General features: G+C 69.7%; 15 protein-coding genes and 1 pseudogene. 4 read left to right on the plus strand and 12 right to left on the minus strand.

Annotated features, from left to right (window positions below; translation table 11 throughout):
• Nucleotides 1-197: 197 nt before the first annotated feature.
• The gene (gene rarD / locus QP029_RS12985) at nucleotides 198-1,058 is read left to right on the plus strand and encodes an EamA family transporter RarD (RefSeq protein WP_284874676.1); all 861 of its coding nucleotides are present in this window, start codon (nucleotides 198-200) and stop codon (nucleotides 1,056-1,058) included.
• On the opposite strand, the gene QP029_RS12990 is transcribed toward rarD, so the two are convergent.
• Genes QP029_RS12990 through lspA form a run of 3 tightly spaced genes read right to left on the minus strand, consistent with a single transcriptional unit; the run spans nucleotide 1,055 to nucleotide 3,065 of the window.
• Entirely contained in the window at nucleotides 1,055-1,624 is a 570-nt protein-coding gene (locus tag QP029_RS12990; RefSeq protein ID WP_284874677.1) for a hypothetical protein, read from the minus strand. The two genes, rarD and QP029_RS12990, sit on opposite strands and share 4 nt — an antisense overlap.
• Nucleotides 1,621-2,544: an RluA family pseudouridine synthase gene (locus QP029_RS12995; protein ID WP_284874678.1), complete on the minus strand. Its 924-nt coding sequence runs from the start codon at nucleotides 2,542-2,544 to the stop codon at nucleotides 1,621-1,623. The genes QP029_RS12990 and QP029_RS12995 overlap by 4 nt, the downstream gene beginning before the upstream one ends.
• On the minus strand, nucleotides 2,541-3,065 hold the full coding sequence (gene lspA / locus QP029_RS13000) for a signal peptidase II (protein ID WP_432418734.1): 525 nt from the start codon (nucleotides 3,063-3,065) through the stop codon (nucleotides 2,541-2,543). The genes QP029_RS12995 and lspA overlap by 4 nt, the downstream gene beginning before the upstream one ends.
• Nucleotides 3,066-3,125: 60 nt before the next feature.
• Here lspA and QP029_RS13005 point away from each other — a divergent pair, with 60 nt between their 5' ends.
• Entirely contained in the window at nucleotides 3,126-4,118 is a 993-nt protein-coding gene (locus tag QP029_RS13005; RefSeq protein WP_284874679.1) for a DUF6263 family protein, read from the plus strand.
• A gap of 102 nt (nucleotides 4,119-4,220) precedes the next feature.
• Nucleotides 4,221-5,893: pseudogene (locus tag QP029_RS13010) on the plus strand (ABC-F family ATP-binding cassette domain-containing protein).
• A gap of 130 nt (nucleotides 5,894-6,023) precedes the next feature.
• Here the strand turns inward: QP029_RS13010 and QP029_RS13015 are convergent.
• Complete coding sequence (locus QP029_RS13015; protein ID WP_284874680.1) at nucleotides 6,024-6,629, minus strand: WKL family lipoprotein; 606 nt, start codon at nucleotides 6,627-6,629, stop codon at nucleotides 6,024-6,026.
• A 72-nt stretch (nucleotides 6,630-6,701) separates the two neighbouring features.
• Between QP029_RS13015 and QP029_RS13020 the strand changes: the two genes are divergently transcribed.
• The gene (locus QP029_RS13020; protein WP_284874681.1) at nucleotides 6,702-7,622 is read left to right on the plus strand and encodes an asparaginase; all 921 of its coding nucleotides are present in this window, start codon (nucleotides 6,702-6,704) and stop codon (nucleotides 7,620-7,622) included.
• On the opposite strand, the gene QP029_RS13025 is transcribed toward QP029_RS13020, so the two are convergent.
• The 8 genes from QP029_RS13025 to pgeF all read right to left on the minus strand — a co-directional run bounded on the left by QP029_RS13025 (nucleotide 7,606) and on the right by pgeF (nucleotide 17,253).
• Nucleotides 7,606-9,015 (minus strand): DNA polymerase IV, encoded by a 1,410-nt coding sequence (locus QP029_RS13025; protein ID WP_284874682.1) that lies wholly within the window; start codon nucleotides 9,013-9,015, stop codon nucleotides 7,606-7,608. The two genes, QP029_RS13020 and QP029_RS13025, sit on opposite strands and share 17 nt — an antisense overlap.
• A gap of 261 nt (nucleotides 9,016-9,276) precedes the next feature.
• A complete protein-coding gene (locus tag QP029_RS13030; RefSeq protein WP_284874683.1) occupies nucleotides 9,277-10,140 on the minus strand; it encodes an EamA family transporter in 864 nt (287 codons plus the stop codon).
• A 13-nt stretch (nucleotides 10,141-10,153) separates the two neighbouring features.
• Nucleotides 10,154-13,324 (minus strand): isoleucine--tRNA ligase, encoded by a 3,171-nt coding sequence (gene ileS / locus QP029_RS13035; protein ID WP_284876259.1) that lies wholly within the window; start codon nucleotides 13,322-13,324, stop codon nucleotides 10,154-10,156.
• 416 nt (nucleotides 13,325-13,740) lie between these two features.
• Entirely contained in the window at nucleotides 13,741-14,733 is a 993-nt protein-coding gene (locus QP029_RS13040) for a DivIVA domain-containing protein (RefSeq protein WP_284874684.1), read from the minus strand.
• A gap of 194 nt (nucleotides 14,734-14,927) precedes the next feature.
• On the minus strand, nucleotides 14,928-15,215 hold the full coding sequence (locus QP029_RS13045) for a YggT family protein (RefSeq protein ID WP_284874685.1): 288 nt from the start codon (nucleotides 15,213-15,215) through the stop codon (nucleotides 14,928-14,930).
• 36 nt (nucleotides 15,216-15,251) lie between these two features.
• Entirely contained in the window at nucleotides 15,252-15,731 is a 480-nt protein-coding gene (locus QP029_RS13050) for a cell division protein SepF (protein ID WP_284874686.1), read from the minus strand.
• A 71-nt stretch (nucleotides 15,732-15,802) separates the two neighbouring features.
• Nucleotides 15,803-16,513, minus strand: a complete 711-nt coding sequence (locus tag QP029_RS13055) for a YggS family pyridoxal phosphate-dependent enzyme (protein WP_284874687.1) — start codon at nucleotides 16,511-16,513, stop codon at nucleotides 15,803-15,805.
• Nucleotides 16,510-17,253 carry a peptidoglycan editing factor PgeF gene (gene pgeF / locus QP029_RS13060; protein WP_284874688.1) on the minus strand — a complete coding sequence of 248 codons (744 nt, stop codon included), beginning with the start codon at nucleotides 17,251-17,253 and terminating at the stop codon, nucleotides 16,510-16,512. The genes QP029_RS13055 and pgeF overlap by 4 nt, the downstream gene beginning before the upstream one ends.
• Between the last annotated feature and the right edge of the window lie 2 nt (nucleotides 17,254-17,255).

The raw sequence follows: 17,255 nt of genomic DNA on the forward strand, positions 1-17,255 counted from the left end.
CAGCAGGTTCGAGGCGTCGAGGGTGAGCTCGCTGCACGTGAGTCTCCCCGCCCTCGAGCTACCTGACCGTGCCCCTGCCGGGTGATGCAGATCCGTTCAGCCTCGCTCCGGAACGGCAGAATCTGTGCAGCAGCATCGGCCACAGCCTACAACCACCCACGACGGTAATCATCACACCAAGGGGTAGCATCCCCTCCATGGTCTTCGGTCTGCTCGCCTATCTGCTGTGGGGTCTGTTCCCGGCGTTCTTCCCCCTGTTGTTGCCGGCGGGGCCGGTGGAGATCCTGGCGCACCGGATCGTGTGGACCGCGGTGCTCATGGTGCTGGTGCTCACGGCGCTCAAGGGGTGGGGTGAGTTGAGGAGGGCGTCGAGACGCACGTGGCTGCTGTTGGTGACGGCGGGTGTGCTCATCTCGGCGAACTGGGGCATCTACGTCCTGGCGGTGAATTCGGGGCATGTGGCGGATGCGGCGTTGGGCTACTTCATCAATCCGCTGCTGTCGGTGCTGCTGGCGGTGGTGTTCCTGGGTGAGCGGCTCAACCGGATGCAGTTGGTGGCGGTGGGCATCGCCACGCTCGGTGTGCTCCAGTTGACGTTCCTGTCGGGGCAGGCGCCGGTGATGGCGTTGGGCATGGCTATCACGTTCGGGTTCTACGGTCTGGTGAAGAAGCGGGTGCAGGTGTCTCCGCGGGCGTCGTTGACGGCGGAGACCCTGGTCATCGCGCCGTTGGGCATCGTCTACCTGGTGTGGCTGGAGAGCACCGGGCAGGGGACGTTCTTCTCGGAGGGGCCGGTGCACACCACGTTGCTGGTCGTCTCGGGTCTGGTGACCACGGCGCCGCTGTTGTTGTTCGGGATGGCGGCGAAGCGTCTGCCCTTGGCGACGATCGGCATGATCCAGTATCTGACGCCGACGATGCAGATGCTGTGGGCGTTGTTCGTCACCCAGGAGTATCTGTCCCCGGCGCGCTGGGTCGGGTTCATCATCATCTGGGTCGCGGTGGCGATCTATCTGGCCGACATCGTCCGCCGGCGTCGCCACCACCAGGTGCGTTAGGGGACCTGGACCGGCCGGACGCCGAAGCGTCCCCAGGCCGCATCAGACGGGAGGACCTCGACGGTGGCCACCGCGTCGTCGGTGGCGATCGCGCGGAGGGGGTCGCCGGCGTCGTGGGCGACGACGGCGTCGATACGCTCGGGCACCGGGACATCGCCGATGCCGGCCAGGGAATCGCCGATGCGGCTGAGTTCGCGGTCGAAGACGTCCGCCCGGGTCTCCCCGTCCACAGGTTCCGGCAGAGCGAAGGGTGGGGCGAGTGCGACGACGAGGGCGTTGACCCGGTCAAGGGGCTCCAGCACCTCGGCGGCCTCGGCCGGGGTCAGTGGCTCGTCTAAGGTGATCAGGGCGTAGGCCGGGTCGGTGGCCACGGCGAGGGACTCCGCCGCGCGGGCCTGGTAGTCCTCGAAGGACTCCCCCGCCTCGGTGCCGAGCATGTCCCCGTTCGGTGCGGCCGGCTCGGACGTCGCGTCGTCGAGGAAGGCGAGCACGAGGACGCCGGCGAACGCGACGGCCGCGAGCACGGCGACGATCCGACGGATCAGCTCCCACTGCCCCTCGGTCATCCTCGCACCACGTCCAGGGCGTGCGCCAGGTCATCGGGGTACGGGGCCTCGATCTCCATCCAGCGGCCGTCGGCCGGGTGGTGGAAACCGAGCTTCACCGCGTGCAGCCACTGGCGGATGAGCCCGAGGCGTTCGGAGAGTTCCGGGTTGGATCCGTACATCGGGTCGCCGACGCACGGGTGGCCGATGGCGGACATGTGCACGCGGATCTGGTGGGTGCGGCCGGTCTCCAGTTTCACCTCGAGGAGGGTGGCGTCGCGGAAGGCCTCGATGGTGTCGTAGTGCGTGATGGCGTGTTTGCCCTCGGAGGTGACGGCGAAGCGCCAGCCGGCGGAGGGGTGACGGCCGATGGGGGCGTCGATGGTGCCGGTGAACGGGTCGGGATGTCCCTGGACCAGGGCGTGGTAGGTCTTGTCCACGGTGCGGTGACGGAAGGCGTTCTTGAGCACGGTGTAGCCGCGCTCGGAGGCGGCGACGACCATGACGCCGGAGGTGCCGACGTCGAGACGCTGGACGATGCCCTTGCGCTCCGGCGGGCCGGAGGTGGAGATGCGGAAACCCGCGGCGGCGAGCCCGCCGACGACCGTGGGTCCGTCCCAGCCGACGGTGGGGTGCGCGGCGACGCCGACCGGTTTGTGGACCGCGATGAGGTCGTCGTCGGAGTAGAGGATGTCCATGCCCTCGATGAGCTCCTCCCGCGGGGTGAGGTCGGGGACCTCGGGGAGGGTGACCTCCAGCCACGTGTCGGCGGTGAGGCGGTCGGACTTGCCGACCGGGCGGCCGTCGACAAGCACGTCACCGTCGGTGGCCAGGTCGGCGGCGACGGTGCGGGAGAGGCCGAGGAGGCGGGAGAGGGCGGCGTCGACACGCATGCCGGCCAGGCCCTCGGGGACGGGGAGGGTGCGGGTCTCACGGGTCATGCGGCCACCTCCTCGCGGTTCTTCTCGCGGCGTTCCTCGGTGAGAATCGCGATGACGAACACGACGACGCCGCAGGTGATGGACGCGTCCGCGATGTTGAACACCGCGAACCCGCCGACGGAGATGTAGTCGACGACGTGCCCGAACCAGAAGCCCGGGTCACGGAACAGCCGGTCGATGAGGTTGCCCAGGGCGCCGCCGGCGATCATCGCCAGGCCCACGGCCTGCCAGCGGTCCCGGATCTTCGGCGCCAGGATCGCGATGACCACCACGAACGTCAGCTGGATGGTGGTGAACAACCACGTCGAGTCCGCCCCCATGGAGAACGCGGCACCCGGGTTGAACAGCAGGAAGAAGCGGAACCAGTCCCCGATGACCGGCACCGGGACGCCGGGTTCCAGCCAGGAGAGCATGATCGCCTTGACCACCTGGTCCACCGCGGCCACCGCGAGGATGATCACCGCCATCATCGCGACGTGTCGGGTCCGGGGCCGGGCTACTCTCTGACTCACGGACCCCATCATTCCCCACCGGCGCGGTCGCGGTCCACCCGACCTGGTGCATCGAGTAGCGTTGACGGGGTGATTTTCTCCTCCGCCTCCCGCCTGAATCGCGCCCTCCTCGCCGCCGCCGTCGCCTCCTCGCTCACGCTGGCCGCCTGCACGCCCGAGGAGACCGGCCCCGCCACCGAGGCCGCCGTCGGCCTGACCGTCGACGCCCCGCGGATCACCGTCGACTCCATCGGCGAGGGTGACCGCGAGGTGATCGCCTACCGGGACATCCAGGAGGAGCCGGACGACCCGGAGGCCCGCACCATGCAGGACGTGTCCGTCGAGGTCGCCGAGGGCTTCACCCAGGAGGTCATGCGTGCCGACGCCGTCGACGTCGCCGCCCCCGCCGGCGGCGACGTGGACACCCTCACCCTCCCGTTGACCGGCTCCACCTCCCCGGCCGCGGAGGCCGACCCGGAGAACGAGGAACGCCCCGCCACCCGCGACGTCGAACTGCGCGTCGGGCAGCCGTCGAGCACCAACCTCGAACAGACCGACGACATCCGCTCCGCCGAGGGCTTCCTGGTCGGCTGGCGCGGCGAGGACAACGGCGAGGTCTCCACCGTCCGCCTGGCCGCCCCCGTCGACGCCACCGACGCCGGCCGCGCCACCGTGGAGCAGTCCCTGATGAAACTGCTGTCCCTGCCGGTCGTCTTCCCCGAGGAGGCCGTGGGCCCCGGCGCCACCTGGTCCGTCGACTCCCGCGTCACCGGCGAATCCACCCTCCTGCAGACCACCACCTACACGCTGGTCTCCCACGACGGCGACACCGTCGAACTCGACGTCGAGGTCCAGCAGCGCCCCGCCCTCGGCGCCCTGGAGATGGAGGACGGCCAGTCCCTCTCCGTGCTCAACGCCAACACCACCAGCCAGGGCACCCTCACCGTCGACCTCACCCAGCCGCTGCCCGTCGACGGCGAGGTCGCCTACACCACCCGCGTGATCTACGGCGGCCCCGATTCCGACGTCCGCGTCGTCCAGGACTCCACCACCGGACTCACCTTCAGCCCCACCGCCGACTGATATATACTGCTCAGCATGATTCTTCGTTGATGCCCGCGGCTGCCACCTCTCGGATGACGCCGCCCCGCCTGCCCCGACGCCAGTTCGCACCGAAGGATCACCATGACCCCCTCACCCCACCACCTCAAGATTGACGGTGTCAGTTTCACCTACCCGGGCACCGCCCGCCGGGTCCTCACCGACATCACCTTCGCCGTCCCCGCCGAGCACGTCACCGGCCTCATCGGTGAGAACGGCTCCGGCAAATCCACCCTCCTGGGGCTCATCGCCGGCGACCTGGAACCCGACGTCGGATTCGTCACCACCCCGCCGACCACCGGGTTCATCACCCAGGAGACCGACCTCGCGTTCACTGAACCCGCCTCCGCACTCATCGACATCGCGGTGGCGGAACTGCGCGCCGTGGAACAGACCATCGAGGACGTCTCCGCCCGCATGGCCACCGAACCGGACAACCCGCGCCTGGCCGAGCAGTTCGACACCGCCCTCGCCCAGGCCGAACAGTCAGGCGTGTGGGAACTGGATTCCCGGATCGCCACGGTGCTCGCCGGCCTCGGCCTGGCGAACGTCCCCCTGGACACCACCCTCGGGGAGATGTCCGGCGGACAACGCCGCCGCTTCGCCCTCGCCGCCCTGCTGCTGCGCCCCGTCGACGGCCTCGTCCTCGATGAGCCGACCAACCACCTCGACGACGACGGCGTCGACTTCCTCATCGCCGAACTCACCTCCTTCCGCGGTCCGGTCCTCGTGGCCAGCCACGACCGCTACTTCCTGGACAAGGTCGCCGACTCCCTCGTCGACCTCGACCCCGGCCTCGGTGCCGAGGGCGGCTCCGGCGAGGACACCCGCCAGGGCACCCAGTTCACCGGCTCCTTCACCGACTACCTGGAGTCCCGCGAGGACATCCGCCGCCGCTGGGAGGAGCTCTACGCCGCCCAGGAACACGAACGCATCCGCCTGGAGAAGGCCACCGCGGTCGGCGAGACCGACATCTTCCACAGCGACACGGCCAAGTCCGAGTCCCGGATCGCCGCGAAATACTCCGCCGACCGGGCCGCCAAGACCCTGGGCAACCGCCTGCGCTCCGCCCGCAACCGGCTGGAGGCGCTCGAACGCGACGAGATCCCCGCTCCCCGGCCCGCCTGCGCTTCCACGGCATCCCCGAGCACACCACGCTGGCCTCCCTCGGCGAGCCGGCCGTGGTCGCCCGCGACATGGAGGTCGCCGACCGCCTCGGGCCCCTCACCCTCACCGTCCAACCCGGCGACCACTGGCTCATCGAGGGCCCCAACGGTGCCGGCAAGTCCACCCTGCTCGCCGCCATCACCGGCCAGCGTGAGGTCACCGAGGGGCTGCTGCGCATCCCCGAGGAGGTCCGCATCACCCGCCTGAGCCAGGACGACGAATGGATCGACCTGGACACCCCCGCCATCGACATCTACGAGGCACAGGTCCCCGCCGGCTCCCCCTCCCTCACCGACATGGGCCTGATGAACGAGGAGACCGCCGCCCGTCCCCTGGGTGAACTCTCCCTGGGGCAGCGGCGACGCGTCTCCCTGGGCATCATCCTGGCGTCCCCGCCGGACATCCTGCTGCTCGACGAGCCCACCAACCACCTCTCCCTCGCCCTCGCCGAGGAACTGGAGGAGGCGCTCGTCCACTTCCCGGGCACGGTGCTCATGGCCACCCACGACCGGTGGATCCGCCGCCGGTGGGCGGTGCGCACCGACGGCCGCGGCAAGGTCCTCACTCTGCCGGGGCGCCGGGACGACTAGGGCAACGGGGTCACGGCCCCCACACGCGCAAGAAACCCCAATTCCGCTTCCCCAATCAATCGGGTGACAGCCGGCGGGCTCTCGATTGATTGGTGATGTCGAATTGGGGTTTCCGGGCAGGGGCGGAAAACTACTGGGCCGGAGCTTCAGCGGGCGCCTCGGCCGGGGCCGGAGCCGGGGCCTCACCCTCTGCGGGTGCCGGTGCCGGGGCGAACTCCATGCACATCTCCGGGACCTGCTCCGGCGAGACGGTGTTGGTGATCAGGGTGCAGGCCCAGGACTGGGACAGCTTCCAGGTGTCGTCCTCGTAGACGAACTCGACGTTCTCCGCCGGCTGGGCTGGCTGGTCCGGGAGGGTGAAGTTGACGGACGCCAGGACGGAGTCGGGGGTGTAGCCCGGGAGGACCGGGTTGACCACCTGGAACTCGGCACCCGACTCAGCCTGGGAGGCGGTCATGGTCTCGAACAGTTCCGGCGCGGTCTCGCCGCCCTGGACGGTGTTGACCTTCTCCTCCACCGGGACGTTGGGGTCGGTGGCGCGGGCGAGGACGGCGTTGAGCTCGTCGGCGGTCGGTAGGGCAGGCGCGGCCGCGGCGGAGGTGTCCTCGGCGCCGGTGGCCGCGGTCTCGGTGGCGGCGGTGGTCCCGTCGGTGCCCTCGTCACCGCCGGAGCAGGCGGTCAGAGCCAGCGCGGCACCCAGGGTGGCGGTCAGCGCGGTGATCTTGGTCAGCTTCACGGGAACATCTCCTCTGATCTTCAGACGGTATCCGGACACATCGTACACGGGTGCTGTGGCAGTCTGGTGCCCATGACCCGCATCACCCTGCTCACCACCGGCGGCACGATCGCCTGCACCACGGACGACAACGGGGTCCTGCGACCCACGGTCACCGGCCCGGACCTGGTTGCGGCCGTGCAGGACACGCTGCCGGACCATGTCACCGTCACGGTCCGTGACCTGACGCGGCTCGACTCCTCGGCGATCACCCTGTCGGATCTGGATGAGCTGGTCGCCGCCGTGCACGAGGAGCTGGCCAGCGAGGATGTCGACGGGGTGGTGATCACCCACGGCACGGACTCCATGGAGGACACGGCCCTGGCGTTGGACTGCTTCCACGGCGACGACCGCCCGGTGGTGCTCACCGGCGCGCAGCGGGCCTTCGACCATCCGTCCTCGGACGGCCCGGGCAACCTCAGTGAGGCGGTCCGGCTGGCCGCTGATCCGTTGGCGCGCCGGCAGGGGGTGCTCATCGCGTTCGGTGGCTGGACCATCCCGGCCCGGGGTGCGGTCAAGCGGCACACCTCGGAGCTGGACGGGTTCATCTCCATCACCCCGCGCGAGGTTGTCCGCCCGCCGGCGGTGGCGGTCGCGCCGCTCGCGGGCCGCCTCGTCCCCGTCATCGCGGCGTGGCCGGGGGCGGGCCGGGAGCTTGTCGACGCCGCCGTTGCCGCCGGCGCCGCCGGCATCGTCGTCGAGGCCCTGGGCTCGGGCAACATCGGCCCCGGCATGGGTGAGGGCGTGGCCGATGCCCTGGCCGCCGGGATTCCGGTGGTGGTGAGCACGCGGGTGCCCTCGGGCCCGGTGACCCTGGCGTACGGCGGCACCGGCGGTGGGGCGACGCTCGCGGAACGTGGTGCTGTGGGCGCCGGCTACCTGCGCCCGGGGCAGGCGCGGATCGCGCTGACGGTCGCCCTGGCCACGGAGACTCCGGTCACGGATCTTCTGTAGCGTCCCGGCGGGCGAGCCAGTCGTCCCAGGCGAGGCTCCGAAGCGGGTCCGCCGGGGTGAGGTCGGGGTCGTCGACGGTGAAGGTGCGGGTCTTTCCGGGGCCGGTGGCGCGGGTCTCAAAGCGCACGGAGACGATGCCGTGGCCGGTGCCCTGGATCCAGCCGTGCCCGTACTCGGGGTGCTCGACGTCCTGGGTGGCCCGCCACCCGTCGGGGCCACGGTCCTCGGCGGAGGCGACGACCTCGGTGACGGTGGGCTGGCCGGCGTGGTCGCTGACACCGGTCTCGAAGTCGTCGTCCACCGCCCGGTTGGTGGTGATGATCTGCCGGTCCAGTTCGGGGAAGAGCACGTCCTGCCGGGCCTCCGCCAGGCCGGAGAAGCCGACGCCGACCAGCCGGATCGGGCCGACGGAATCCGGGTAGCGGACCAGCCGGAAGGCGGCCGCACGCAGGGTCTCGATGTCGTCGGTGGCGTAGCTGAGGGTGGTGGAGCGGGATTCGGTGTGGAAGTCCGCCATCTTGAGTTTGACGCTGATGGTGCGGGAGCCGCGGCCGTCGACAAGCAGGCGACGGTGCGCGGCATCGACGGCGCGGTTGATCGCGGCGTCGACCTCGGCGCGCGTGGTGAGGTCACGCGGGTAGGTGTATTCGGCGGAGATCTGTTTCGCCTCGGCGCGCGGGGCGACGGGGCGGTCGTCGATGCCGCGGGCCAGCTGCCACAGCATCGGCCCGATGGTGCCACCGAGGGAGATGGTCACCTCCTTCTCGCTCATGGCGGCGAGATCCCCGATCGTCTCGATGCCGATCTGGGAGAGCTTCTGCTGCGTCACCGGGCCGACGCCCCACAGTTCGCCGACGTCGAGCGGATGCAGCATCGCCAGCTGCCTGTCCTGCGGGATGACCCACGTGCCGTCAGGTTTCGCCTGGCCGGAACCGATCTTGGCGAACTGCTTGCCCGCGCCCGCCCCGATCGAACTGGGCAGGCCGGTCTCCTCCCGGATCAGCCGACGCAGATCATCGGCCCACGCGCGGACCTCGTCGGGACCGGCGCCGACGAGCTCCGCCGGCTCCATGAACGCCTCATCGATGGACAGCTGCTCCACCACATCCACCTTCGTGGCGATGAGCTCGAACACGCGTTGCGACGCCGCCACATACACCGACCGCCGCGGCGACACCAGCACCGCCGAGTACCCGACGAGGCGGGCCGCGCGCTGGGTGGGCATCGCCGAGCGGGCCCCGAACTTCCGGGCCTCATAGCTCGCCCCGGCGACCACTCCCCTACCCGACACCCCCGCCACCAGGACAGGACGGCCCCGCAGGGTCGGCCGGGTCAGCTGCTCGACGGAGGCGTAGAACGCGTCCATGTCGATGTGGAGGACCCAGCGTTGCATGCCCTCCAGGTTAACCGGCGGCCTCCACACCGATGCCCACCCACTCCCTCAGCGCCGCGTCGTCGCCATGCCCTCCGTCGACGGTGAGCCACCCGGGCCCCCTCGGCCGGCCCGCGCTCACCGCGATGTGGCCCTCGACGAGGACACCCGCCCGCCGAACATGTTCTTCTCGGTCACCGTCCGGTCGGACGGCAGCAGCGGGCGGATGCGCCCGGACAGGTCGTCTCCTGGGGTCATGGGCCCGAATTTAGGCTAACACCGTCATGGACGGCGCAGCGCCACTGCCGCGACGACGAGGACGATGCCGATGATCTCCGGCACCGACAGCCACTGCCCCAGCGCCACCGCGCCCAGGAGGGCGGCGGTCACCGGCAGCAGGGCCTGGAGCAGGGCGAAGTAGCTGGCCCCGGCCATCCGCATGACCACCTGGTCGAGGGAGTACGGGATGACTGCGGACAGCACGCCCAGGCCGAGCGCCAGGGCCAGCAGCTGGGTGGCCGGCAGGGTGACACCCTCCGCGGTGACCACGGCGTCCGGCCACAGGGCGACCATGACGGGCAGGGCGAGGAGCGCCGCAATGCTGAACCCGACGGTCATGGACTTGCGCGGACTGGTGGATCCGCCGACGATCCGGGTGCCCACGACGATGTAGACCGCCCACAGGCCACCGGCCAGCAGCGCGAAGAACAGGCCGTCGGCCGAGGTCGACCACACCGCCCCGGAGATGACCACCACTCCGGCCAGCGCCAGGACGAGCGCCACCCAGTCGCGGACGTTGCGGGATCCCAGGGCGGCGACGAGCACGGGGCCGAGGAACTCCACTGCCACGGCCGTGCCCAGGGGCAGGCGGGCGATGGCCTCGTAGAAGCTCATGTTCATGCCCATGGTGGCGATGCCGTACACCGCCGCCTGTGCCCCGCTGCGCCCGAGGAACTCCTGCACGCCGGGTCTGACGAGCACGAGCAGGATGACCGCGGCGGCGGAGATGCGGAACCAGGCGACGATGACCGGTGGGAGCGCATCGAACAGCCCGACGGCCACCGCGGCCCCCGCATACAGGCTCAGCCCCGAGGCGAGCATCACGGCGGGTGCCGCGATGCCCGTCCCGGGGCTGGGGATCCTCATCACACCGGTCAGGCTACTGGGTGGCCTTCTCCACGGTGGCGGTGACACCCGCGACGACGTCATGGACGGTGACCGCGGTGGCCCCGGAGCCGGCGAGCGGCTCGGTGGTCACCTCGAGGGCGACGGCGAGGACCTCACCGGCGATGAGGTCGCGGTGGCGCTTCGCCCACTCCTCCTTGTCCGCCGGCACGGAGAGCTCGACGGTGATCCGGTCGGAGACTTCCAGGCCGGTGGCCTTGCGGGCGTCCTGCAGGCCGCGGATGACGTCCGCCGCCCAGCCCTCGGCCTCGAGTTCCTCGGTCAGGGTCATGTCGAGGACGACGAGCCCGTCGAGGCCGTCGATGCGTGCGGTGGAGTCCGGGTCGGCGGCGACGAGACGCTCGGTGTACTCCTCGGCGTTCAGCTCGATGCCATCGGCGACGACCGTGTCGCCGACGCGCTCGTAGTTGCCGGCCTTGACGGCCTTGATCACGCGCTGGACGTCCCTGCCCAGGCGGGGTCCGGCGACCTTGGCGTTGACCACCACGTCGAAGGTGCCGACGGAGTCGACGTCGCTGGTCAGCTCCACATCCTTGACGTTGACCTCGTCGCGGATGATGCCGGCGAAGGGGGCGAGCTGCTCCGCGTCGGGCAGCGCGACCGTCAGGGCCGGCAGCGGCAGGCGGTTGCGCAGCTTGTGGGCCTTGCGCACCGAGGAGGCCGCGGAGCAGACGCCACGGGTGGCGTCCATGGCGGCGACCAGGTCGGCGTCGGCCGGGAAGTCCTCGGCCACCGGGAAGTCGGCCAGGTGGACGGAGCGTTCACCGGTCAGGCCCCGCCAGATGACCTCCGAGGTCATCGGCAGCAGCGGGGCGGTGACGCGGGTGAGCACCTCGAGGACGGTGTAGAGGGTGTTGAAGGCCTCCGGGTGGGCGTCGTCGCCGGCCCAGAAGCGGTCGCGGGAGCGGCGCACGTACCAGTTGGTCAGGGCGTCGGCGAACTGGCGGACGGCGTCGGTGGCGTCGGCGATGTCGGTGTCGTCCAGGGCGGTGCGGACGGTGGCCACCAGGTCGTGCAGCTTGGCCAGGATGTAGCGGTCGAGCACGTCGGTGGAGTCGACGGACCATTCGGCCGGCGTCGAGGAGTACAGCTGCAGGAAGGAGTAGGCGTTCCAGATCGGCAAGAGTGCCTGGCGCACGCCGTCGCGGATGCCCTGCTCGGTGACGATGAGGTTACCGCCGCGCAGGATCGGCGAGGACATGAGGAACCAGCGCATGGCGTCGGAGCCGTCGCGGTCGAAGACCTCGTTGACGTTGGGGTAGTTGCCCTTGGACTTGGACATCTTCTGGCCGTCGTCGCCGAGGACGATGCCGTGGGCGACGACCTTCTTGAACGCGGGGCGGTCGAACAGGCCGACGGAGAGCACGTGCAGCAGGTAGAACCAGCCGCGGGTCTGGCCGATGTACTCGACGATGAAGTCGGCCGGGTTGTGCTCCTCGAAGAACTCCTTGTTCTCGAAGGGGTAGTGGAACTGGGCGAACGGCATGGAGCCGGAGTCGAACCACACGTCGAGGACGTCCGGGACGCGGCGCATGGTCGACTGACCGGTCGGATCATCCGGGTTCGGGCGGGTCAGCTCGTCGATGTAGGGGCGGTGCAGGGAGGTCGGGCGCACGCCGAAGTCGGCCTCGAGCTCATCGAGGGAGCCGTAGACGTCGACACGCGGGTACTCGTCGTTGTCGGAGACCCACACCGGGATCGGGGATCCCCAGTAGCGGGAGCGGGAGATGTTCCAGTCGCGGGCGTTCTCCAGCCACTTGCCGAACTGGCCGTCGCGCACGTGCTCCGGCAGCCACTCGGTCTCGTCGTGGTTGATCTCGACCATGCGGTCGCGGATCTCGGTGACCCGGACGAACCAGGACGGCAGCGCCATGTAGATCAACGGCTCGCCGGAGCGCCAGGAGTGCGGGTAGGAGTGCTCGATGGTCTGGTGGCGCAGGACCCGGCCAGCGGCCTTGAGGTCGCGGATGATGTCCTTGTTGGCGTCGAAGACCAGCTGGCCCTCGTAGGGCGGGGTCTGGGAGGTGAACTTGCCGTCCATGTCGACCGGGATGACCAGGTCGATGCCGTAGCGCTTACAGGTCTCCATATCGTCCTCACCGAAGGCGGGTGCCTGGTGGACGATGCCGGTGCCGTCCTCGGTGGTGACGTAGTCGGCGGTCAGGATCTGGAAGGAGTTGGGGTTGTCGGCGAAGAAGTCGAAGATCGGCTCGTAGGTCAGGCCCTCGAGGCGGTCGCCGGTGAAGGTGGCCAGCACCTCGTGATCCTTGCCCAGTTCCTTGGTGAAGGATCCGACAAGGTTCTCGGCCAGCAGGAAGGAGCGGCCGACGAAATCGGCGGCGCCGGACTCCCCCACCTTGACCAGGACGTAGGTGACGTCCGGGTGGACGGCCAGGGCGAGGTTGGACGGCAGGGTCCAGGGGGTGGTGGTCCAGGCGAGGGCGGCGGCGTCGCCAAGCTCGGGATGCTGGCCGAGGGTGCCCTCGCCGGCGGAGCCCGGCAAGGCACCGTTGACGGGGAAGGTGACGGTCAGGGTGGGGTCCTGGCGCATCTTGTAGGAGTCGTCGAGGCGGGTCTCCTGGTTCGACAGCGGGGTGTGCTCGGCCCAGGAGTACGGCAGGACGCGGAAGCCCTGGTAGATCAGGCCCTTGTCGTAGAGCTGCTTGAACGCCCAGATGACGGACTCCATGTAGCTGGGGTCCATGGTCTTGTAGCCGTTGTCGAAGTCGACCCAGCGCGCCTGGCGGGTGACGTACTCCTCCCACTCCCTGGTGTAGCGCAGGACGGATTCGGCGCAGTACTCGTTGAACTTGGCCAGGCCCATGTCCTCGATCTGGCCTTTGTCGGTGATGCCGAGCTGCTTCTCCGCCTCCAGTTCGGCGGGCAGGCCGTGGGTGTCCCAGCCGAAGACGCGGGGCACGTGGTGGCCGGTCATGGTGCGGAAACGCGGGATGATGTCCTTGACGTAGCCGGTGAGCAGGTGCCCGTAGTGGGGCAGGCCGTTGGCGAAGGGCGGCCCGTCGTAGAAGACGTACTCCTTGGCCCCCTCACGCTGCTCCAGGGAGGCCTGGAAGGTGCCGTCCTGCTTCCAGTAGTCCAGCACCACCTCCTCCATGTCGGGGAAGCGGGTGGATCCGCCGGTCATGTCGACCCGGGGGTAGACCCCTCCGACCCCGGTCTTCCCTGACGTGTTCTCGGCGTTCTCGGCAGCGCTCACTGCGGTTTCCTTCCTCACGAAATGACATCTGCTGTCACAGGGACGCAGCCTCGCTGCGCGGTACCACCCTGCTTGGGCGCTTGTCGACGCCCCGCTTCATTCCGTGGAGAAGGTCTGTCACGGTCCCACCCGTCCGGTTCTACTGGGCCCGCGTGCGCGGACTGTTCTTCCGGAGACGCTCCCCGGTGATGGCCGGATCCTCGCGGTGACTCTCAAAGTTGTCGTACGCCGGGAAGTATACCCCCGTCCCCGGCACCACAGCTAACCAGGAGCCAACCTGACAACAGAACACTCCCCGCCGGGTGACTGGCGGGGAGTGCGGGTGCTGCGGTGACGTCGGGAGGCTAGTTGCCCTTGACGTCGTTCGGACCGGTGGTCGGGGCGGCGGAGCCGCGGGCCTCCAGGTCCTCGAGCTGGGACTGCAGCAGGGTCTTCAGGCGGGTGCGGTACTCGCGCTCGAAGGTGCGCAGCTCGGAGATGCGGGTCTCCAGGGCGGTCTGCTGCTGCTTGACGGTGGCCATGATCTCGGTGTGCTTGCGCTCGGCGTCAGCCTGGAGGGCGTTCGCCTTCTCCTCGGCCTGGCGGATCTGGGCCTCGGCGCGGGAGTTGGCCTGGTTGGTGGTCTCCTGGGCCTTCTTCTCCGCGTCGTAGACGAGGGTCTTGGCGCGGGCGTCGGCCTCGGTCAGCTGGGTCTCGGCGCGCTTGGAGGCGTCGGCCAGCTGGTTCTTGGAGCGGTCGTCGGCGTCGGCGAGCTGCTTCTCGGCGGCGGCGCGGGCCTCGTCGAGCATGGAGCGGGACTCGGCCTGGGCCTCGGAGGTGAGGCGGTCGGCCATCTCCTGGGCCAGGCCCAGGACCTTGGCGGCCTGCATGTGGGTGTCCGCGGAGGCGGACTCACCGGCGGCAACCGGAGCGGCGGCGGCTGCCGGGGCGGCTGCGGCTGCCGGGCGGGTGCGCTTCGCCTCGGCGGCCTCGGAGCGGGCCTTCTCGGCGTCGGCCTTGGCGGTCTTGACCTCGGCCTCGGCCTTCTCGGTGGCCTTGCGGGCGTCGCTCAGCTTGGTCTCGTACTCGCTGCGCAGCTTCGCCTCGAGTTCCTTGCGGATCGCGGACTCGTCGACGGTGCTGGTGCCGGCAGCCCCAGCGGCCGGAGCAGCGGCACCCTTGCCGGAACGCAGCTCCTCGACCTCAGCGCGGAGCTCGTCATTGTCGTCCTGCAGCTGGGACAGGGTGTCCTCGACCAGATCCAGGAACTGGTCGACCTCGTCCTCGTTGTAGCCCCGCTTGCCGATCGGCGGCTTACTGAAAGCGACATTGTGCACGTCAGCTGGTGTCAGCGGCATTGGCGTTCCCTTCGAGTGTCAGTGTGCCCCGTGGGGCGGGTGCGGGGAGACCCACACATCCATTTTCATCAATTGTATTGTGTGCTGGCCCAAGTGTAGCGCCCCACGGGGGTGACCGGACCACCAGACACCTTAAATCTTTACCGCAGGTTGACTCCCGGAGCCAGCCGGGTCACCCCGCCGGAGGTCGGCGATCAGAACACGACCTGCACGATGACCTGCAGGATCATGACGATGATGAAGAGAACGATGACGGACACATCCAGGGACACACCGCCCAGTTTGAGCGGCGGGATGACCCGGCGCAGCGCCTTCACCGGCGGGTCCGTGATCACGAACAGAGGCTCCGCGATGTAGTAGAACCAGCGCGGGGGCTGGAAGTTCCGGGAGAAGGACTGAATCATCTCGATGACTATCCGTGCGATGAGGACCAGCACGAACAGTCGGAGGATGAGGAAGAGGACGGTACCAAGCAGACTCACGGTTACCGAGCCTAGTTCATGCCTGGTTCATGGCGCTCATCGCAGGGAGGCGGCGCGCTCCAGCTCGGACTGCGAGATGTCGGCGGACTCCGGGATGATGGCGAACACGCGGCGCGGGGTGTCCAGGCCCTTGGAGACGTTGACCATCCGACCACGCAGGGCGAAGCACAGGCCCGCGGCGAAATCGACGATGCGCTTGTTCTCGCCGGCCTCCATGCGGGTGAGGTCGAAGACGACGGCGTCGCCGTCGCGGAAGGGCTCACCGATCTCGGTGGCCTCGCTGTAGGAGCTGACCTCGACGGCGACGATGGTCGGCGCGTAGGAGCGGTCCTCGCGGACGGGGGTCACCGGGGCCGGGGTGTAGCGGTCGTACTCGTAGCCGTAGTCCCGTGCCGGAGCGTAGGCGGCGGAGCCGTGTGAGGCGTAGCGCGGCTCGTCGTCGTAGTAGGCGTCGTCGTGCTCCATGTCGACCGGAGCAAGGCCGAAGAACTCCTTGGCGTTCTTGATGATGGACATATCGTTGTTCCTCCCGGATTGTCTACCGTTCATGCAGCTGGCACGTGCTTTTCGCTTCAGTAATCTGACCGTTACGCTACTGGGCGCGAACCCAGCACACCGGTTCCGACACGCACGATGTCCGAGCCCGCGGCAACGGCGTGTTCGAGGTCTCCGGACATGCCCGCGGACAGCTCCATCCGGCGCCCGAAACGCTCCTCCAGGTGCTCGCACAGCTCCCGCGCCCGGGCGAAGATGTCGGCCGGTCGGGAGTCCAGCGGCGGCACGACCATGAGGCCCGCGAGGTGGAGGTGCTCGGCCGCCTCGACGACGTCGGCGAGCTCGTCGAGGTCCTTCTCAATCACTCCCCCACGCTCCGGGTCACCGTCGGCGGAGAGCTGGAGGTGGCACGGCAGCACCTCGGAGGTGCGGTCCCCGCGTTCGAGGGCCAGCGCCATACCCCGGTCGAGGCCGTGCGCGAGCGCGACGGAATCGAGGGATTGCACGCCGGCGGCCCAGCGGGCGACGGAGTTGGCCTTCTTCGACTGGATCTGGCCGATCATGTGGATGCGGATGCCGGGCACCACGGCGGCCTTACCCCTCGCCTCCTGCTCGCGGTTCTCCGCCACGTCGGTCACGCCGAGCTCGAGGAGGTGGGCGAGGTCTTCTGCCGGGTGGAACTTGGTCACCGGCAGGAGCCGGACCTGGTTCTCCTCGCGGCGGGCGGCGCGTGCGGCGGCGTCGATACGCTCCCGGACGGCGGCGAGGTTGGCGCGGAGCTCGTCGGTGCGGGTGTCGCTCATCGTCGCGCCCCCGTCAGCCAGACCAGGCCCGCCTGGCGGCCGGTGGTGCCCTCGCGGCGGTAGGAGAAGAAGTCCTCGTCCTCGATGGTGCAGCGCGGGTCCGCCTCGATGGCGGTGACGCCGAGGCCCATGAGCTGGCGGATCAGGCCCGCCCGCACGTCGATCCCCCACGTTCCCTGCGTGGTGCGGGTACGGGACCCGGGCAGATGCTTCTCGACGTCCGCGGCCATCGCCGCCGGTACCTCATAGTGACGGCCGGAGGCTGCCGGACCGAGCAGAACCTGGATGCCGGCCGGGGTGGCACCGAGCTCGACCATCCTCTCGACGGTGCGGGTGATGATGCCGTTGCGCGCCCCCATCCGCCCGGCGTGGGCCGCCGCGACGACCCCGGCGGTGTGGTCGGCGAGCAGGACCGGCACGCAGTCGGCGACGAGCACCGCGAGCGCCAGGCCCGGGGTGGTGGTCACCAGGGCGTCGGTGGTCTCGACGGGCCCGGACTGCGGCCTGTCGACCACGGTGACGGTGTTGGAGTGGACCTGCTCCATCCACACGATCTCGGCCGGCGCCAGCCCCACCGTGTCCGCCAGCCGGGCACGGTTCGCGGCGACATCGGCCGGGTCATCGCCGACGTGGTCGCCGAGGTTGAAGGAGTCGTAGGGGGACGACGACGCCCCGCCGGCACGGGTGGTGAACACCATGCGGACGGGGCGGGTGGTGACGGGCGGTGCACTCTGGGACATGC

Origin of the sequence: Corynebacterium suedekumii (assembly GCF_030252185.1) — a bacterium.
GTDB lineage: Bacteria > Actinomycetota > Actinomycetes > Mycobacteriales > Mycobacteriaceae > Corynebacterium > Corynebacterium suedekumii.